The sequence below is a fragment of the Kocuria sp. CPCC 205297 genome (assembly GCF_040981035.1).
Lineage (GTDB): Bacteria > Actinomycetota > Actinomycetes > Actinomycetales > Micrococcaceae > Kocuria > Kocuria marina.
The window spans coordinates 122,250-138,626 of record NZ_JAVKPY010000006.1 but is presented as its reverse complement, the minus strand read 5'-3'; the positions used below and the strand labels follow the sequence as shown (position 1 = coordinate 138,626).

The 16,377-nt window shown below is 64.7% G+C and carries 24 protein-coding genes; all 24 read right to left on the bottom strand.

The window, feature by feature from the left end; all coding sequences use genetic code 11:
* Positions 1 to 2: 2 nt before the first annotated feature.
* The 24 genes from rpmD to RF650_RS07165 all read right to left on the bottom strand — a co-directional run bounded on the left by rpmD (position 3) and on the right by RF650_RS07165 (position 16,336).
* Positions 3 to 209 carry a 50S ribosomal protein L30 gene (rpmD, locus tag RF650_RS07280; protein ID WP_035959642.1) on the bottom strand — a complete coding sequence of 69 codons (207 nt, stop codon included), beginning with the start codon at positions 207 to 209 and terminating at the stop codon, positions 3 to 5.
* Positions 209 to 937: a 30S ribosomal protein S5 gene (rpsE, locus tag RF650_RS07275; protein WP_368814520.1), complete on the bottom strand. Its 729-nt coding sequence runs from the start codon at positions 935 to 937 to the stop codon at positions 209 to 211. Before rpsE ends, rpmD begins: the two co-directional genes overlap by 1 nt.
* A complete protein-coding gene (gene rplR, locus RF650_RS07270; RefSeq protein ID WP_098054387.1) occupies positions 934 to 1,305 on the bottom strand; it encodes a 50S ribosomal protein L18 in 372 nt (123 codons plus the stop codon). The genes rpsE and rplR overlap by 4 nt, the downstream gene beginning before the upstream one ends.
* Positions 1,306 to 1,307: 2 nt before the next feature.
* Positions 1,308 to 1,844, bottom strand: coding sequence for a 50S ribosomal protein L6 (rplF, locus tag RF650_RS07265; protein WP_064845209.1), 537 nt, complete (start codon positions 1,842 to 1,844; stop codon positions 1,308 to 1,310).
* Between the two features lie 31 nt (positions 1,845 to 1,875).
* The gene (rpsH, locus tag RF650_RS07260) at positions 1,876 to 2,274 is read right to left on the bottom strand and encodes a 30S ribosomal protein S8 (protein ID WP_035959672.1); all 399 of its coding nucleotides are present in this window, start codon (positions 2,272 to 2,274) and stop codon (positions 1,876 to 1,878) included.
* Positions 2,275 to 2,348: 74 nt separating this feature from the next.
* Positions 2,349 to 2,918: a 50S ribosomal protein L5 gene (gene rplE, locus RF650_RS07255; RefSeq protein WP_035959679.1), complete on the bottom strand. Its 570-nt coding sequence runs from the start codon at positions 2,916 to 2,918 to the stop codon at positions 2,349 to 2,351.
* Positions 2,918 to 3,256 (bottom strand): 50S ribosomal protein L24, encoded by a 339-nt coding sequence (gene rplX, locus RF650_RS07250; protein ID WP_035959685.1) that lies wholly within the window; start codon positions 3,254 to 3,256, stop codon positions 2,918 to 2,920. Before rplX ends, rplE begins: the two co-directional genes overlap by 1 nt.
* Position 3,257: 1 nt before the next feature.
* Positions 3,258 to 3,626: a 50S ribosomal protein L14 gene (gene rplN / locus RF650_RS07245; RefSeq protein WP_035959693.1), complete on the bottom strand. Its 369-nt coding sequence runs from the start codon at positions 3,624 to 3,626 to the stop codon at positions 3,258 to 3,260.
* A 553-nt stretch (positions 3,627 to 4,179) separates the two neighbouring features.
* Positions 4,180 to 4,467, bottom strand: coding sequence for a 30S ribosomal protein S17 (rpsQ, locus tag RF650_RS07240; RefSeq protein ID WP_368814519.1), 288 nt, complete (start codon positions 4,465 to 4,467; stop codon positions 4,180 to 4,182).
* Positions 4,464 to 4,760 (bottom strand): 50S ribosomal protein L29, encoded by a 297-nt coding sequence (gene rpmC, locus RF650_RS07235; RefSeq protein WP_368814518.1) that lies wholly within the window; start codon positions 4,758 to 4,760, stop codon positions 4,464 to 4,466. The genes rpsQ and rpmC overlap by 4 nt, the downstream gene beginning before the upstream one ends.
* 3 nt (positions 4,761 to 4,763) lie before the next feature.
* Positions 4,764 to 5,180: a 50S ribosomal protein L16 gene (rplP, locus tag RF650_RS07230; protein WP_064845210.1), complete on the bottom strand. Its 417-nt coding sequence runs from the start codon at positions 5,178 to 5,180 to the stop codon at positions 4,764 to 4,766.
* On the bottom strand, positions 5,180 to 6,004 hold the full coding sequence (gene rpsC, locus RF650_RS07225; RefSeq protein WP_035959714.1) for a 30S ribosomal protein S3: 825 nt from the start codon (positions 6,002 to 6,004) through the stop codon (positions 5,180 to 5,182). The genes rplP and rpsC overlap by 1 nt, the downstream gene beginning before the upstream one ends.
* A complete protein-coding gene (gene rplV / locus RF650_RS07220) occupies positions 6,005 to 6,370 on the bottom strand; it encodes a 50S ribosomal protein L22 (protein WP_012397693.1) in 366 nt (121 codons plus the stop codon).
* 52 nt (positions 6,371 to 6,422) lie between these two features.
* Positions 6,423 to 6,704, bottom strand: coding sequence for a 30S ribosomal protein S19 (gene rpsS / locus RF650_RS07215; RefSeq protein ID WP_035959716.1), 282 nt, complete (start codon positions 6,702 to 6,704; stop codon positions 6,423 to 6,425).
* 12 nt (positions 6,705 to 6,716) lie between these two features.
* Positions 6,717 to 7,556, bottom strand: a complete 840-nt coding sequence (gene rplB / locus RF650_RS07210) for a 50S ribosomal protein L2 (RefSeq protein ID WP_035959718.1) — start codon at positions 7,554 to 7,556, stop codon at positions 6,717 to 6,719.
* Positions 7,557 to 7,587: 31 nt separating this feature from the next.
* Positions 7,588 to 7,893: a 50S ribosomal protein L23 gene (gene rplW / locus RF650_RS07205; protein ID WP_035959727.1), complete on the bottom strand. Its 306-nt coding sequence runs from the start codon at positions 7,891 to 7,893 to the stop codon at positions 7,588 to 7,590.
* A complete protein-coding gene (gene rplD, locus RF650_RS07200) occupies positions 7,890 to 8,513 on the bottom strand; it encodes a 50S ribosomal protein L4 (RefSeq protein ID WP_368814517.1) in 624 nt (207 codons plus the stop codon). The genes rplW and rplD overlap by 4 nt, the downstream gene beginning before the upstream one ends.
* A gap of 5 nt (positions 8,514 to 8,518) precedes the next feature.
* Positions 8,519 to 9,175, bottom strand: a complete 657-nt coding sequence (gene rplC, locus RF650_RS07195) for a 50S ribosomal protein L3 (protein WP_035959743.1) — start codon at positions 9,173 to 9,175, stop codon at positions 8,519 to 8,521.
* A gap of 16 nt (positions 9,176 to 9,191) precedes the next feature.
* Positions 9,192 to 9,500, bottom strand: coding sequence for a 30S ribosomal protein S10 (gene rpsJ, locus RF650_RS07190; RefSeq protein WP_003803825.1), 309 nt, complete (start codon positions 9,498 to 9,500; stop codon positions 9,192 to 9,194).
* Between the two features lie 435 nt (positions 9,501 to 9,935).
* Entirely contained in the window at positions 9,936 to 10,781 is an 846-nt protein-coding gene (locus RF650_RS07185; protein ID WP_368814516.1) for a TrmH family RNA methyltransferase, read from the bottom strand.
* A 122-nt stretch (positions 10,782 to 10,903) separates the two neighbouring features.
* Positions 10,904 to 11,767, bottom strand: a complete 864-nt coding sequence (locus tag RF650_RS07180; RefSeq protein ID WP_368814515.1) for a BTAD domain-containing putative transcriptional regulator — start codon at positions 11,765 to 11,767, stop codon at positions 10,904 to 10,906.
* A gap of 63 nt (positions 11,768 to 11,830) precedes the next feature.
* Positions 11,831 to 12,781, bottom strand: coding sequence for a hypothetical protein (locus RF650_RS07175; protein WP_368814514.1), 951 nt, complete (start codon positions 12,779 to 12,781; stop codon positions 11,831 to 11,833).
* 37 nt (positions 12,782 to 12,818) lie between these two features.
* A complete protein-coding gene (locus tag RF650_RS07170) occupies positions 12,819 to 13,823 on the bottom strand; it encodes a lantibiotic dehydratase C-terminal domain-containing protein (protein ID WP_368814513.1) in 1,005 nt (334 codons plus the stop codon).
* Positions 13,823 to 16,336: a lantibiotic dehydratase gene (locus tag RF650_RS07165; protein WP_368814512.1), complete on the bottom strand. Its 2,514-nt coding sequence runs from the start codon at positions 16,334 to 16,336 to the stop codon at positions 13,823 to 13,825. The genes RF650_RS07170 and RF650_RS07165 overlap by 1 nt, the downstream gene beginning before the upstream one ends.
* Positions 16,337 to 16,377: the final 41 nt, after the last annotated feature.

Here is a 16,377-nt window from a genome sequence, read left to right as displayed (position 1 = left end):
GCTCAGGCCTCCTCAACCTCTACGAGATGCGACACCGTGTTGATCATGCCCACGGTGGCGGCATCGGCCTTGCGCTCCACGACCTGGCCCGGACGCTTGAGACCGAGCGAACGCAGCGTGTCGCGCATGTTCTGCTTCTGACCGACCACGGAGCGGACCTGCTTCACGCGCAGGGACGCGCCGGTGGCCTGAATGCGCTTTCCGTTCATCAGGCACCTGCCTTCTGGATGTCACGCAGCAACGGCGCGGGAACGACCTCGTCCATGGGCAGGCCACGGCGGGCCGCCACGGAGGCGGGCTCCTCGAGCTCACGCAGCGCCTGGATGGTCGCGTGCACGATGTTGATCTGGTTGGACGAGCCCAGGGACTTGGACAGCACGTCGTGGATACCGGCGCACTCGAGCACCGCACGCACCGGACCACCGGCGATCACACCGGTACCCGGGGTCGCCGGGCGCAGCATGACGACGCCAGCCGCGGCCTCACCCTGCACACGGTGCGGGATGGTGCGGTTCTCCACCCGGGGGACCCGGAAGAAGTTCTTCTTGGCCTCCTCCACGCCCTTGGAGATCGCGGCGGGAACTTCCTTGGCCTTGCCGTAGCCCACGCCGACCATGCCGTTGCCGTCACCGACGACCACGAGAGCGGTGAAGCTGAAGCGACGACCACCCTTGACGACCTTGGACACACGGTTGATGGTCACGACGCGCTCGAGGAACTTGTCCTTGTCGTCGTCGCGCCCGCCGCGGCCCCCACGACCACCACGGTCGTTGCGGCCACCGCGCTCGTTGCGACCGCCCCGGTCGTTACGACCGCCGCGGCCACCGCGATTCTCGTCGGTCCCCTGGCGCTCCGAGGTGTTCGCCTCGGTCGTCGTGTTGGAACCGTTGGTGGCTTCGCTCACCTGAGTTTCCTTCTCGTTGTTCTGCTCGCTCACAGCGCCAGACCTCCTTCACGGGCACCCTCGGCCACCGCGGCCACGCGGCCGTGGTACTTGTTGCCGCCGCGGTCGAACACGACGGTCTCGATCCCCGCAGCCTTGGCACGCTCGGCGATCAGCTCACCGATGCGCTTGGCCTTGGCGGTCTTGTCGTCGGACGACGCACGCAGATCGCTTTCCATGGTGGACGCCGAGATCAGGGTGAAACCCTTGTCGTCGTCGATCACCTGGGCGACCATGTGGCGGGTGGAACGCGTGACCACCAGACGGGGGCGCAGCGCGGTTCCGGCGATGTGCTTGCGCACACGGCGGTGACGCCGTGCCCGCTGAGCAGCCTTCGACTTTCCCTTGATTACGAGAGCCATGATTACTTACCAGCCTTTCCGGCCTTGCGGCGGATCTGCTCGCCGGCGTAGCGCACGCCCTTGCCCTTGTAGGGATCGGGCAGACGCAGGGAGCGGATCTTCGCGGCGACCTGGCCAACCTGCTGCTTATCGATACCGGAAACGGTGACCTTGTTGGCGCCCTCGACGGACAGTGTGATGCCGTCCGGAGCGTTGAAGGGCACCGGGTGGCTGTAACCCAGAGCGAACTCCAGGTTGGCACCCCTGGCCTGGACACGGTAACCCGTGCCCACGATCTCCAGCTGCTTGGCGTAGCCCTGCGAGACACCCTGGATCATGTTGGAGATCAGGGTGCGCGTGAGGCCGTGCAAGGAACGGGATTCGCGCTCGTCGTTGGGGCGGGACACCTGCACGGTGCCGTCCTCGACGACCACGGTGATGGGCGCGGGCACGGTGTGGGTCAGTTCGCCCTTGGGGCCCTTGACCTGCACCACGGAACCGTCCACGGAGACCTCCACACCGGCGGGCACAGAGATCGGGAGACGTCCAATACGTGACATGTCTTCTTCCTTTCTTCTTCTGTGCTACCGGTTACCAGACGTACGCGAGGACTTCCCCGCCCACGCCCTTCTTGCCGGCCTGCTTGTCGGTCAGCAGCCCGGAGGACGTGGAGAGGATCGCGATACCGAGGCCGCCGAACACGCGGGGCAGCTCGGTGGACTTCGCGTACACGCGCAGGCCCGGCTTGGAGATGCGGCGGACACCGGCGATCGAGCGCTCACGGTTGGAACCGAACTTCAGCGACAGGGTCAGGGTCTTGCCCACCCGTGCGGGTTCTTCGGACCAGTCGGCGATGTAGCCCTCGGCCTTGAGGATGTCCGCGATCCGAGCCTTGAGCTTGGAGTACGGCATGCTCACGGTGTCGTGGTAGGCCGAGTTCGCGTTGCGCAGCCGCGTCAGCATGTCTGCGACGGGATCTGTCATTGTCATGTGGGCTTCAGCCCTTCCTCGTCAGGGTTTCCCTGCCGGTTGCAGCCCGCAGGGACCTTCTGACGTCGATGGAATCAGTTGGTCTTGAACGGGAAACCGAGCGCCTTGAGCAGCGCGCGACCCTCGTCGTCGGTCTTGGCGGAGGTGACCACGGTGATGTCCATACCGCGCACGCGATCGATCTTGTCCTGATCGATCTCGTGGAACATGGACTGTTCCGTCAGACCGAAGGTGTAGTTGCCGTTGCCGTCGAAGTGACGGTCGGACAGACCACGGAAGTCACGGATACGCGGCAGCGCGAGCGTGACGAGACGGTCCAGGAATTCCCACATCCGCTCGCCACGCATGGTGACGTGCGCGCCGATGGGCATTCCCTCACGCAGCTTGAACTGCGCAATGGACTTCTTGGCCCGGTTGACCACGGGCTTCTGACCGGTGATGGCGGTGAGGTCCTTGATGGCGTTGTCCACCAGCTTGGAGTCCTTGGCCGCCTCGCCCAGACCCATGTTGACCACGACCTTGACCACGCGCGGCATCTGCATGACGTTCGCGTAGCCGAACTGCTCCTGCAGGGCCGGGACGACGGTCTCCTGGTACTTGGTCTTGAACCGGGGGGTGAACTTGGTTTCGGTGGTTTCGCTCATCACAGATCCTTGCCGGTGCTCTTGGACACGCGAACGCGGACGGTCTTCTGCTTGCCGTTGCGCTCCACGGTCTCGGTGCGGTAGCCCACACGGGTCGGCTTGCCGGTCTCCGGGTCCACGAGCATCACGTTGGAGATGTGGATCGGAGCCTCGGACTTGACGAGGCCGCCGGCTTCGCCCTGGGCGTTGGCGCGCTTGTGCTTGGTCACGACGTTGACGCCCTCGACCACCACGCGGGAGGTCTCGGTGATCACGCGCAGGACCTTGCCCTGCTCGCCCTTGTTCTTACCGGTGATGACCTGAACCAGGTCGCCGGTCTTGATCTTGAATTTCGCCATGTCAGAGCACCTCCGGGGCCAGCGAGACGATCTTCATGAACTTCTTGTCGCGCAGCTCGCGGCCCACGGGGCCGAAGATGCGCGTGCCGCGGGGGTCCCCGTCGTTCTTCAAGATCACTGCGGCGTTCTCGTCGAAACGGATGTAGGAACCGTCGGGACGGCGCCTCTGCTTCTTGGTACGGACCACAACCGCCTTGACGACGTCACCCTTCTTGACGTTGCCGCCGGGGATGGCGTCCTTGACGGTGGCGACGATGATGTCGCCAATGCCTGCGTAACGGCGTCCGGATCCACCGAGCACACGGATGGTGAGAATTTCCTTCGCACCCGTGTTGTCGGCGACCCTCAGCCGCGATTCCTGCTGAATCACTGATTTACTCCTGTCGTCGCGCTGGTTCTCATCCGATGGTGCTGAATGCCGAGCCTTGCGGAACGGTGGTCGTGTGAACGCTCCACGCCACGGTGTTCCCCGTGACCGTAGGAGGGGTCCGGGGCGTGCGCGGAGTTCGTACGCGATGATCGCTCACACATGGATAGCGAACGGGTTCGCCGTGCTGCCCTGCTCGGATTCGTGGCTGAATGCAGAATCAACGAGCAAGTTGTGGCAGCAACCGCGGCGTGCAACGCGCGGAGCCGCCCACGGACGCACCGTGGGGCTTGCCGCCGTCCCGGTACGGTGCGCACAGCGCACGTGGGGCGGACGTGGATTCTGACTCAGCAGGGTCGAAGTCAGAGTGGGCACACGTGTGTCGACACGCGTACTGATCTACTCTACCGCGCCCCGGCGGGTAACGCCAATCGATGTCCAGGCCGGCGGCCGGGGCGCGGGTGGACGCGGGAACGGCGCCGGGCAGCGCGGTCGTGCACGCGCAAGGGCCCCCGACCGCAACCGGTCGGGGGCCCTTGACGCTGTCGAGGAGGACTTACTTGGCCTTCTCGATGATCTCCACGATCCGCCAGTTCTTGGTGGCGGACAGCGGACGGGTCTCGGCGATGCGCACGAGGTCCCCGACGCCGCAGGTGTTCTGCTCGTCGTGGGCCTTCACACGCTTGGACTTGCGCAGCACCTTGCCGTACAGGGCGTGCTTGACGCGGTCCTCGACCTGGACGACCACGGTCTTGTCCATCTTGTCGGAGACCACGTAGCCCCGGCGGGTCTTGCGGTCACCGCGCTCGGCCGCGGCCGATTCGTTGTTAACCTGCTCGCTCACTTGGCATCATCCTCAGACTTGGCAGCCTTCTTCGAGGCCTTCTTCTCGGTCATCTCAGCAGCCGGCGCCACGTCCTCGCGGATCCCGAGCTCGCGCTCACGCAGCACGGTGTAGATCCGGGCAATGTCGCGTTTGACGGACTTGAGACGCCCGTTGCTCTCGAGCTGACCGGTCGCGGCCTGGAAGCGCAGGTTGAACAGCTCTTCCTTGGACTTGCGCAGCTGGTCGGTGAGGGCACCGGTGTCGAGAGCCGCGAGGTTCTCCATGTTCAGATCCTTGGATCCAATAGCCATTGATCATTCACCGCCTTCGCGACGCACGATGCGTGCCTTCATCGGGAGCTTGTGGATGGCCAGGCGCAGCGCCTCACGCGCCACGTCCTCGCTCACGCCGGAGATCTCGAACAACACGCGTCCGGGTTTGACGTTAGCGATCCACCACTCGGGGGAACCCTTACCGGAACCCATGCGGGTCTCGGCGGGCTTCTTGGTCAGGGGACGATCCGGGTAGATGTTGATCCAGACCTTGCCGCCACGCTTGATGTGACGGGTCATGGCGATACGCGCGGCCTCGATCTGACGGTTCGTGACGTACGCCGGGCTCAGCGCCTGGATGCCCCACTCGCCGAACGTGACCTGGGTTCCGCCCTTCGCCTGACCCCGACGACGCGGGTGGTGCTGCTTACGGAACTTCACACGACGTGGGATGAGCATTACTTACCACCCTCTGCGTTGGTCGCCTCCGCAGCGGTGTTCTGCTGCGGGGCTGCGGCGGAGTCGCGCTCACGGCGTCCACCACGGTCGTTACGGTCATTGCGACGACGCCGCTCGCCACCGCCGCGACGGTCGTTGCGTCCGCGCGAGGACGGAGCAGCGGCCTGCTGGGCGGCGAGTTCCTTATCGGTGAGGTCGCCCTTGTAGATCCAGACCTTCACGCCGATGCGGCCGAAGGTGGTCTTGGCCTCGAAGAAGCCGTAGTCGATGTTCGCGCGCAGGGTGTGCAGAGGCACACGGCCTTCGCGGTAGAACTCCGAACGGGACATCTCCGCGCCGCCGAGGCGGCCGGCGCACTGGATCCGGATGCCCTTGGCACCGGCGCGCTGCGCGGACTGGATGGCCTTCTTCATGGCGCGACGGAACGCGACACGGGAGGCCAGCTGCTCGGCGACACCCTGAGCGACGAGCTGGGCGTCGGTCTCCGGGTTCTTGACCTCGAGGATGTTGAGCTGGATCTGCTTGCCGGTGAGCTTCTCGAGCTCACCGCGGATCCGGTCCGCCTCGGCGCCGCGGCGGCCGATCACGATGCCCGGGCGCGCCGTGTGGATGTCCACGCGGACGCGGTCACGGGTGCGCTCGATCTCGACCTTGGCGATGCCGGCGCGCTCCATGCCCGTGGACATGAGCTCGCGGATTTTCACGTCCTCGCGGATGTAGTCCTTGTAGCGCTGACCCGGCTGGTTCGAGTCCGCGTACCAGTGCGAGACGTGGTCGGTGGTGATGCCCAGACGGAATCCGTTGGGGTTGATTTTCTGTCCCACTTAGCGGACCTCCTCCTTCTCCGGTGTCGCCACGACCACGGTCACGTGGCTCGTGCGCTTGTTAATGCGGAACGCACGGCCCTGGGCACGCGGCTGGAACCGCTTCATGGTGGGTCCCTCGTCCACGAAGGCCGCGGATACCACGAGGTCTTCCGGCTTGAACGCGAGACCCTCGCGGTCGGCCTTCTGCCGGGCGTTGGCCACGGCGGATTCGAGAACCTTGAACACCGGCTCTGAAGCTGCCTGCGGGGCAAACTTCAGGATCGCCAACGCCTCATTCGCCTGCTGGCCACGAATCAGGTTGACGACGCGCCGGGCCTTCATAGGCGTCACGCGGATGTAGCGCGCAGATGCCTTGGCTTCCATTGCTTTCCTTCTCTCGTCTTGTCGAAGAAGTGCAGCGTTGCGACCGCGAGGGTCAGCGACGCTTGCCCTTCTTGTCGTCCTTCACATGGCCGCGGAACGTGCGGGTGGGGGCGAATTCGCCGAGCTTGTGCCCGACCATCGACTCAGTGATGAACACCGGGACATGCTTGCGTCCGTCGTGCACGGCAATCGTGTGTCCGAGCATGTCGGGCACGATCATCGAGCGGCGGGACCACGTCTTGATGACGTTCTTGGTGCCCTTCTCGTTCTCCTTGGCGACCTTCACGAAGAGGTGCTGATCAACGAAAGGGCCCTTCTTGAGGCTGCGTGGCATTAGTCAGGCTCCTTAGCGCTTGTTCTTGCCGGTACGACGACGACGCACGATGAGCTTGTCGCTTTCCTTGTTGGGGCGACGGGTGCGTCCCTCGGGCTTACCGTTGGGGTTGACCGGGTGACGACCACCGGAGGTCTTGCCCTCGCCACCACCGTGCGGGTGGTCCACGGGGTTCATGACCACACCGCGGACGGTCGGGCGGATGCCCTTCCAACGGTTACGTCCGGCCTTGCCCCAGTTGATGTTGGACTGCTCGGCGTTGCCGACCTCGCCCACGGTCGCGCGGCAGCGCACGTCCACGTTGCGGATTTCACCGGAGGGCAGGCGCAGCTGACCGTACTTGCCCTCACGGGCGACCAGCTGCACGGATGCGCCGGCGGAACGGGCGAGCTTGGCTCCCCCGCCCGGACGCAGCTCCACCGCGTGCAGCACGGTACCCACGGGGATGTTGCGCAGCGGCAGGTTGTTGCCCGGCTTGATGTCGGCGTTGGGGCCAGACTCCACGACGTCGCCCTGACGCAGGCGGTTCGGCGCGATGATGTATCGCTTGGTGCCGTCCACGTAGTGCAACAGCGCGATCCGAGCCGTACGGTTCGGGTCGTACTCGATGTGGGCGACCTTCGCGTCCACGCCGTCCTTGTCGTGACGACGGAAGTCAATCACGCGGTACTGGCGCTTGTGCCCGCCACCCTTGTGACGGGTGGTGATGCGGCCGGTGTTATTACGACCGCCCTTCTTGGGCAGCGGACGCACCAGGGACTTCTCGGGCGTGGTGCGCGTGATTTCTACGAAGTCCGCAACCGACGAGCCACGACGGCCCGGGGTTGTCGGCTTGTGCTTACGGATAGCCATGTTTTGAGTTCCTCGTTAAAGTGGTCTCCGCTCAAGAGAGCGGACCGCCGAAGATGTCGATGGAGCCTTCCCGGAGGGACACGATGGCACGCTTGGTGGCCTTACGCTGTCCCCAGCCGAAGCGCGTGCGCTTACGCTTACCGGGACGGTTGAGGGTGTTCACGGACGCGACCTTGACACCGAAGATGTGCTCGATCGCGTACTTGATCTCGGTCTTGTTGGCGGAGGGGGCCACCTGGAAGGTGTATTTGCCCTCGTCGATCAGACCGTAGGACTTCTCGGAGACCACGGGACGGATGATGACGTCGCGCGGGTCCTTGTTGTAGATAACGCTCACTTGGCGTCCTCCTGCTTGCTACCGGACGCGGCTGCGACGAACGAGTCGTAAGCGGCCTTGGTGAAGACCACGTCGTCCGAGACGAGCACGTCGTACGTGTTGAGCTGATCGGCGTACACGGCGTGCACGTTGACCAGGTTGCGCACAGACAGCGCGGCGTTGTCCTCGCCACGGTTCAGCACCACGAGCAGGTTCTTGCGCTCGGTGAGCGAACGCAGCGCCTCCTTGGCGACCTTCGTGGACGGCTGCTCGCCGCTCACCAGGTCCGCGACCACGTGGATGCGGCCGTTACGGGCCCGGTCCGAGAGGGCACCACGCAGGGCGGCAGCCTTCATCTTCTTGGGCGTGCGCTGGGAGTAGTCACGCGGCGTGGGGCCGTGCACCACGCCACCGCCGGTCATGTGCGGGGCGCGGATGGAGCCCTGACGAGCCCGGCCGGTGCCCTTCTGCTTGAACGGCTTGCGACCGGCGCCGGAGACCTCCGCGCGGGTCTTGGTCTTGTGCGTGCCCTGACGGGCGGCGGCCAGCTGGGCGACGACGACCTGGTGCAGCAGCGCCACGTTGGTCTGGGCGTCGAAGATCTCAGCGGGCAGCTCGACGTTGACGGTTTCAGTTGCCATGAGTATCAGGCTCCCTTCACGGTGGAACGGACGAGGACGACCGATCCCTTGGGGCCCGGCAGGGCGCCCTTGATGAGCAGCAGGGAGTTCTCGGCGTCGACAGCGTGCACGGTCAGGTTCATGGTCGTGTGACGGGCGTTGCCCATCCGGCCGGCCATGCGCATGCCCTTGAACACGCGAGCGGGGTACGATGCGCCGCCGATGGAACCCGGCTTGCGGTGGTTCTTGTGTGCACCGTGGGAGGCGCCCACACCGGCGAAGCCGTGGCGCTTCATGACACCCGCGGTGCCCTTGCCCTTGGTGGTGCCGACGACGTCGACCTTGGCACCGGCCTCGAAGAGCTCCACGGACAGTTCCTGTCCCAGCTCGTACTCAGCGGCGTCGGAAGTACGAAGTTCGACGACATGACGACGGGGCGTCACGCCTGCAGCGGCGAAGTGACCGGCCAGTGGCTTGGTCACCTTGCGGGGATCGATCGCACCGAAGCCGATCTGCACGGCGTTGTAGCCGTCCTTGTCCTCGTTGCGCAGCTGCGTCACGACGTTGGAGTCGGCCTTGACCACGGTCACCGGCACGAACTTCCCGTTCTCGTCCCAGACCTGGGTCATGCCGAGCTTCGTGCCCAGCAGGCCCTTCACCTGGCGTTCGAAAGTGGTAGTCATTGGGGTGCGATCCTTTTTACAGCTTGATTTCGATGTTCACGTCAGCGGGCAGGTCGAGACGCATGAGCGAGTCGACGGCCTTGGGCGTGGGGTCGATGATGTCGATCAGCCGCTTGTGGGTGCGCATCTCGAAATGCTCACGGCTGTCCTTGTACTTGTGCGGCGAGCGGATCACGCAGTACACATTCTTCTCGGTGGGCAGCGGGACGGGTCCCACCACCGTGGCGCCTGCGCGCGTCACCGTCTCAACGATCTTCCGTGCCGAGACGTCGATGACCTCGTGGTCATAGGACTTCAGCCGGATGCGGATTTTTTGTCCCGCCATGGCGTCGTGACTCTCTTTCTTCAAGTACTTCCCTGTGTGGAGCGTCGGCTCCTTGTGTTTTGGCGATGTGATCGCCACCTCACGCAGACTGAATCCGGCGGAACCGGGTTCCTCACCCTGCTGAAGCACTGGCACCCGAACTCGGGCGTGTCGCATATTCTGCAGACACGAGTCCGTACAAAATTCCTGTGGTGCCAGCTGGATGGTCGTCTACACGGTGCCCATGGACATCCATGGCTCGTTGCGGCTGCTTCGGTGTACCGGTTCGCCCGACGAGGTCGGGGCCCGAACATGAGCACACGCCGACACGTGAACAACGGGGTCCATCCTGCCACGCGCATTAACTTATTCGCAACCCGGGTGTGTCGCCCAGCCAGTTCCCACTGGATTTGCGAACGTGGCGGTGCTGCTCCGTCTCGGGTGCGGTCGGGGAAGTCAGGACGCGGTGGAGTCCACCCGAGCGGTCAGGGTTGGCGCAGTCGGCCGTCGCTCGTATAGGCCCAGCGCCGCGCTGACCGAGACGTTGAGGGACTCCACATCCGGATGGATCTCGATCCGCACCGACACATCGGCCGCCTCGCTCATTGCCGCCGACGGCCCGTCCTTCTCACTACCCAGTAAAAGAGCAATCCGACCTGAGAGCCCGGCCAAGCTGGAGACCTCATGCTCGGCGCGCGGGTCGAGAGCTACCACCCGGATGTCACGTTCGTGTAAGGCTGGGAGCACGGTCTCGGCATCAGCCAAGGCAATCGGTAAGGAAAACACCCCTCCACGGCTGGCACGCACGAGGCGACGGTCCACCACACTGTCCAGTGCGCTACCCATGAGGACGATCCCCGACGCGCCCAGCGCGCGGCTGGTTCGCACGATGGCGCCGATGTTTCCCATGAGCCGGACACCATCCAGGACGACGATGTCGCCGGGCAGGTCCAGAAGTTCCTCCAGATCCCAGGGACGCGGCTTGCGAGCCAGCGCGAAAACCCGGGAGCGTCGGTCCACGCCGAACAGCTCTTTGCACAGGCGCGTCGAGACGCGCTGCACGTCCGTGTCCTCCGGCAGCACAGAGGTGAGTTCTTCGGACAGCTCAGCGTTTTCGGATACGAAAAGGGTGAACACCGTGATGTCCTGCCGGACCGCCTCGGCGATGTTCTCGTCGTCATCCACAATCATCGCCCGCGAACGCTTGTTCTTCCCCTGCAGCAACTCATTGACTTTGAAGATCCGTTCGTCACCACGGTCGTCGATCACGGAAGTCTGCTGTGTCGTCTCGTGCTGCTTCATACCACCCTCCCGCAGGCCGGTCCCTGGTGCGCCGCAACCTCCGAGAGTTGCACGCCACCAGCGAAGTATAGCGTGGCGATCCCCGGCACGTCCGAAGCTTTGGTGGTCCTGCGCCTGGAGCATCAGGCCGAGTGCAATGACCAATCACCGCAGGCGAGCTCCTCCGTCAGCGGCCCGCTCGCAGTCCCCACTGACGCGGACTCATCGCGGATACTGCGTAACAGACGAGACAGGGCGGCAGACGGCTTCAGATCCTCCCGTGCGAGCGCCATACGCAACGCGTCATAAGCGCCCTTGGCTTCAACGCGGCGTCCCGCTCGATTCAATGCCCACATATACCGGGAACACAAGGTCTCGTTGTGGGGGTACTGGACCAAACATTCCGCGAGTAGCGGCAGGATCTCCTGGTAGCGACCCCTCCGGAACTCGCATTCCACCCAGGACTCCACGCACAAAAGCCGCTCTTCATGCAGTCGGGATGCACTGGCGTCGAGCTTGGGGGTGGTTGACACCCCTGCCCAGGGAGTCCCTTTCCAGCGATCCAGTGCGTCACGAAAATGTGCGGAGGCGGTTTCCACCGCTCCACGACTGAGAGCGCGACGACCGTTACCGAGATCCTCCCGGAACTGCAGGAAATCAACCTCACCACCGAAAGTGTTGAGGCGGTAACCCTCGCCGACGGTGGTAAGGATGTCCGTGCATCCCCCTGTCGAACCGGCAGTGCGCAGCGCCCGGTCGAGCGCTCGCCGGATCTGCATGACGTACGCCTGAAGCGTGTTCTTGGTGTTCTTGGAGGGATCCCGGGGCCATATCTCCTCAATCAGGTCACTCGTCGCGACAACGTTGTCGTGACCCATGCTCAACAGCGCCAGCACGCTCGTCGGTAGGCGCGCCAGCTCCTGCACCGTTGCCCCTTCCACGGAAACAGTGAAACTTCCCAGCACGTGGACACTCACCGCAACCGGCCGCCTCATGATCTCTGCCATGGTCTTTCCCCTTGTTCTTCTTCGAACACAGTTCTGAATTGGTTGATTGCTACCGCGGGCCGGTCAGGGCACGCGTCGGTAGGGCAGACAATCCGTCAAATGCATGTCATCAGTGCGCCGGCGAGTCGCGCTGCCCACGGACAGTCCCGCAGTCCCGGATACGGCTGCCGCGGCGATCGCGGCCGTCATCCGGGCCAATGCTGATCCCAAGCACCGGTGGGTCCCGATCCCAAAGGCATGGCTGCGCCCAGCAGGTTCCGCCTCGTGGAGCGCACGAATGTCGATGCTCACCGCTGCTCCTGCAGGGCACCCCGCAACCGCACCTTCTCGCGTGGCTGTTCGGCGGAGGTATCGAAATGGCGGCGTCTCGAACTCGGCGCGGGCGACGGCCGACAGTGCATCGTCATCACCCGCCCGGTGTGCCGCCACCTCGCACGCAGCCGCGGCCAGTGAAACAGTGGGGGTTCGACCTGCAACCAGAACTTGGCTGAGGATTGCTGCAGCGTCCCAACGCTGCGAGGGGTGGGCGCAGATCTCCTGGAGCGACTTGGCAAAGGGGGACATGCCGGCGGTCATCGTTTCTGCCGCCACATCGGCCATCATGTGGACGGTCCACGTGGCCACCTTCGCCTTGATCGGCACTCCGTCCAGGGCCATCTCCAGGAGTACGGCCGCCCGCAAGGCATCGTCCCAGAGCCGCACAGGGACTCCCAGTTGGTGCAACAACACCTCGTCGCAGAAGGGCCGGAGCAGTTGCTTCACCAGATCCCCCTCCGGCGGGAGATTCGAGAGACGGTCTTGAAACCGCACCGTGAACTCCGAACGATGTCGCTCCATCTGACGCGGGGTGAAAGCCCGCCTGAGCCGTGCGGAAATCTCAGCGTGATCTGGTCGAACCGAATACCAGCGGGCCATCAACCCGAAGAGATCCGGGACGTCCCCGGGTGCCGTAGAAAGCACCTGATCGGGCTGCATGGTCACGACCGCGCGCTCAGCCAGCAGAGCGAGACCCACAGCTCCGTCAGTAACCTCACAGGTCGGCTTCATGGCGTCAGATTAGGCTTGTCCCCCAAACAGCGTCAAGCCTTTTCGACCGAGCACTCGACACATTACTGACAAGCCGGGATGGGTCCAAAGAGCCGTCCCGCGCTGTCCCGAGAGCCAATAGATAACCGACAAAGGCCTCCTGCTCGGGGATGAGCCCCAACCGATTGTTGTGAGTATGAAGCAGGCTGGATGCAACCACCGCCGCTCGCTCGGTGGTGGACAACCCCGCCCCGCCGAGAGTGACATGCTGGAGAATGGAGGGGTCCTCATCCCGGGCGCGGCCAGCTGCATGAAGGGCCAAGGCGAGCGACCCACCACCGGCTTCAGTTGCCTCCGCGGCGACCACACGGCTCACAGACACGGAACGCGCGTCCCACAGGTCCACCCAGGTGTCCAGAAAAGAGTCGAAAACGTACGGCGACCAGAGCGCCGCATACCGGGCGAAGAACGCCGAACGCTCATCCTCCTCGAGCCCCCATGCGCGAACACCTCGCAACATATCCACGAGGGCACGCCCAAGCCGTTGGGCAGGCGTTGGCGACCCCCCCAGACAGGCCATGACTTCCGTCGTGCTGGCGCAGAAGACTTCCTCGGCCACCCGGACCCCGGAAGCGCCGCCGTACTTGGTCGTCTCTGGACAATAGCGGTCCCGCTCCACGGTGAGGGGTGGTCGGATCGGCACTACCACAGCATCCTCTAATGCCGCCAACGCCGGCTGCACCTCCGATGGAAAGTCGTCCGGCAGCGGGGCCGGACTCCAATCGGAAAGCCCTTCACGGAACAGGGACGCCATGTGGTCCGCGACCCTGTCTTCGGCCCCGCTGACTCCGCGGGCCCGAATCCGGATGTGCGGGCCGCCGGTCCAGTAGCGGAGGAAGAACCACCCATCGATCATGCCCTGGGACTGAAGCCCATCAAGAGCAGGGGCCGCAATGCTGCAAAGGAATTTGTCCTGCTGTTCCCGAAGGTAAACGTGTACTGAGGCCCAGCGGCCCTCCCGTGCGTCCATCAGGACACCTCCGTCCGCGGCAGGTCGAACTCGACCATGAACTCCTCCGCACCGTGGCCGAGACCGAGCAGTTCCCGGGGATCCGGAAGGCACTCCTGGAACCGGACAACAGCCTCGGGGGCTGAGGCGACCTGCTTACTGAAGATGTGCACGGTGAATGGATTCCTGACGTCGAGATAGTGCGGCTTGTGCAGTCGGGCGGCGCGTGCGTTTTCCACCCACTTGAGATTGACGTCCGTGGCCGTTCCGGCGGTTTCCGCCTCCAGTACTCGCTCGACCCGAAAGAAGGATTGCGGCGGGACACCCTGGCCATCGAGCCATTCGGCCAGCCGCACTTGCCCATCCAGGTCCTCCGGGTCCAAAGAAGAGTCCGACGGCAGACCGTCTCCGGCCACGCGCCAGGAGCGCCTGTCCAGGATGAGTCCGTTGAGGACGGCACGGGGACGGTAGCCGGCCGCCGCACCCACCCGGTCCATCTGATCCCAGAGCCCGCCACGAAAGGTCCGCGGCGGCGCGAACACACACAGGAACCGGTACAGGGAGGGAGCAGCTACGGGGAAGAGGAAATTCTGGGGCACCAGATCAACGACCTGCCCCGTCCGCCGCTCTACCAGCAGAAGTTCCGCGCGCCCCTCAGCCTCCACCGCATCGAGGTCCTCGAGGCCGAGCGCTCCCTGGGTACGCCGCCAGCAGCCCGGGTAGACGATTTCACGTGGCGCCAAGACCGGGTGCAGGTTGAAGTTGAGACCCAGTACTGCGCTCAGATCCGTCAGACGCGGGGTGGTGGCCCGTAGATGCGAGCGAACAGCCTCCGTCAAATCCCATCCCTCCGAGTTTCTCAAGAGGTCGCCGTACCGGGAGAAAAACACCCCACCAGCCGTGCTCACTCCGTTCAATACGGCGAACCCGTCCCGCGTCGTCTGGAACCGGGCGGACAGCGCCGACCAACGCGGGGTCTCCTCGGGTAGGCGTTTCGACCACCGATCCAGGTCGTCCTTCGTCAGGTCGAGTGATTCGGATGCCTGTCTCGCTGCGTCGTCCAGCCATCGACATGTTCTGGCCCGGAGGTCCCGGACGGCCGTACCCACCGTGCTCCCGTCCGCCATCATGACCGCGCCCTGAGCTCCGGGATCCAGACGACAGAAAGTCTCGAACAATTCGAGGACGGGAACGGCCCCGCGCTGCCGCAGGCCGAGCGCACGGATGGCGAAATCGTGGAGCCCCACTTTGGCCATGACGGCCTCATCGACAAGTGGGATGAAGGAGGCGTACGTCGCTATGGCGGACTCCATCTCGGGCGGTCGCCACTCCCATGTGCTGGGACCACTCCTCGCTCGAACGTCTTCGAAGAGCGGCGACTTCATCATGTGCTCCGTGGGTCGTTCCGCACCTGACTCTTCCACGACGGCGGCAATGCTCCGGTCCACCTCGTCGAGAAGCGCCTCACGCTCAGCGGCCGGCGCCGCACCGAAGTTTCGCTCCACGTCGGCCAGCCGTCGCGCAGGGTTCGCCAGAGAATCCCCCTGCCGTTCGAGCAACCTGGCCAGCGAGTCAATCCGGCCCGGGTCGTGGTCCGGTAGATCCAAGCCACGACGGCATAGCCCGGCCGCGCAAGCGATCCTCAACGCACGCTGCGCGTCCAGTTCCGACAGACCCACCTCGGTGAGTGTCGAAACCACGTGGTCCACCGGACATCCCGCCGGGGGCACGGTGTCCAGTAGGAAACCGAACAGGTCGTTCTCAGGCAGCTCGCGTACCCGTTCGGAGGAGAGATATCCATCGGGGTCGGAGAGGTTTCGGGTCACCACAGCCACATTCCCCGCCCGCCGGTGGGCGGCTCCCGTAATCCACAGGTGGTGCAGGTCCTCGTGGCGCGAAGCCGCGATCGCGGCCAGCCAGTCCACGAGCCCCACGTTCAGTCGCACGAGCGAACGAGCATCTCGAGGCCCGAAGTCTGGACAGCCCGGAGGAAAGGCCGACAACTCTGTGAAGGCACCGAAAGGGGAAGGCTTGAGCGCAGCCCGCAGGGCGTAGCTGGTCAAGCTACTTTCGATCCTGCGCTGCCTGCTCTTCTTCACCCTGCGGTTGGGGTCCTGGACGTGAGCCGCTGCCTCCCGGTACTGGGCCTGACCGGAGAGCTGCATGCCCTTTCGGATCGGCTCCGTTTTCCCCAAACGCACCAACGAGTCCCGCGCCAGGCAGAGCTCCTCCCTCGCGCGAACACCGGCCTCCTTCCGAGTGTGCTCGGCCAGCGCGCGCACCTCCATATAGGGTCGCACCACCTCCGCCACTTCCGGATTCAGGTCGTCGGGCGGACAGAGACCCCGACGCAGCCTCCGATGGGTCTCAACGGCCGCCCTGCGCGCTGTTCCAGCCAATGCCGGGACCCTGTCATGGAGATCATCAAGTACCCCGGAAAGAATCAGCTGCGCCTGACGGTCGAGCTCGGACGCCCGCACAGCGGTGTCCCAGGCAGAGCTGTACCTCAACTGTTCCAAGGCATCGATGCTCACAGCACCGCGTCGACACAGGACGTAGGGGGACATCATTGGCC

What these genes read in the sequence shown, in the direction of transcription:
- rpsH (WP_035959672.1), bottom strand. Translation starts at nt 2,274, where the DNA reads ATGACAATGACAGATCCCGTCGCAGACATGCTGACGCGGCTGCGCAAC.
- RF650_RS07185 (WP_368814516.1), bottom strand. Translation starts at nt 10,781, where the DNA reads ATGAAGCAGCACGAGACGACACAGCAGACTTCCGTGATCGACGACCGT.
- rpmD (WP_035959642.1), bottom strand. Translation starts at nt 209, where the DNA reads ATGAACGGAAAGCGCATTCAGGCCACCGGCGCGTCCCTGCGCGTGAAG.
- rplD (WP_368814517.1), bottom strand. Translation starts at nt 8,513, where the DNA reads ATGGCAACTGAAACCGTCAACGTCGAGCTGCCCGCTGAGATCTTCGAC.
- rplV (WP_012397693.1), bottom strand. Translation starts at nt 6,370, where the DNA reads ATGGAAGCCAAGGCATCTGCGCGCTACATCCGCGTGACGCCTATGAAG.
- rpsS (WP_035959716.1), bottom strand. Translation starts at nt 6,704, where the DNA reads ATGCCACGCAGCCTCAAGAAGGGCCCTTTCGTTGATCAGCACCTCTTC.
- RF650_RS07170 (WP_368814513.1), bottom strand. Translation starts at nt 13,823, where the DNA reads ATGGACGCACGGGAGGGCCGCTGGGCCTCAGTACACGTTTACCTTCGG.
- rplF (WP_064845209.1), bottom strand. Translation starts at nt 1,844, where the DNA reads ATGTCACGTATTGGACGTCTCCCGATCTCTGTGCCCGCCGGTGTGGAG.
- rplC (WP_035959743.1), bottom strand. Translation starts at nt 9,175, where the DNA reads ATGACTACCACTTTCGAACGCCAGGTGAAGGGCCTGCTGGGCACGAAG.
- rplE (WP_035959679.1), bottom strand. Translation starts at nt 2,918, where the DNA reads ATGAGCGAAACCACCGAAACCAAGTTCACCCCCCGGTTCAAGACCAAG.
- rplR (WP_098054387.1), bottom strand. Translation starts at nt 1,305, where the DNA reads ATGGCTCTCGTAATCAAGGGAAAGTCGAAGGCTGCTCAGCGGGCACGG.
- rpmC (WP_368814518.1), bottom strand. Translation starts at nt 4,760, where the DNA reads ATGGCTATTGGATCCAAGGATCTGAACATGGAGAACCTCGCGGCTCTC.
- rpsJ (WP_003803825.1), bottom strand. Translation starts at nt 9,500, where the DNA reads ATGGCGGGACAAAAAATCCGCATCCGGCTGAAGTCCTATGACCACGAG.
- rplX (WP_035959685.1), bottom strand. Translation starts at nt 3,256, where the DNA reads ATGGCGAAATTCAAGATCAAGACCGGCGACCTGGTTCAGGTCATCACC.
- rplP (WP_064845210.1), bottom strand. Translation starts at nt 5,180, where the DNA reads ATGCTCATCCCACGTCGTGTGAAGTTCCGTAAGCAGCACCACCCGCGT.
- RF650_RS07180 (WP_368814515.1), bottom strand. Translation starts at nt 11,767, where the DNA reads ATGGCAGAGATCATGAGGCGGCCGGTTGCGGTGAGTGTCCACGTGCTG.
- rplB (WP_035959718.1), bottom strand. Translation starts at nt 7,556, where the DNA reads ATGGCTATCCGTAAGCACAAGCCGACAACCCCGGGCCGTCGTGGCTCG.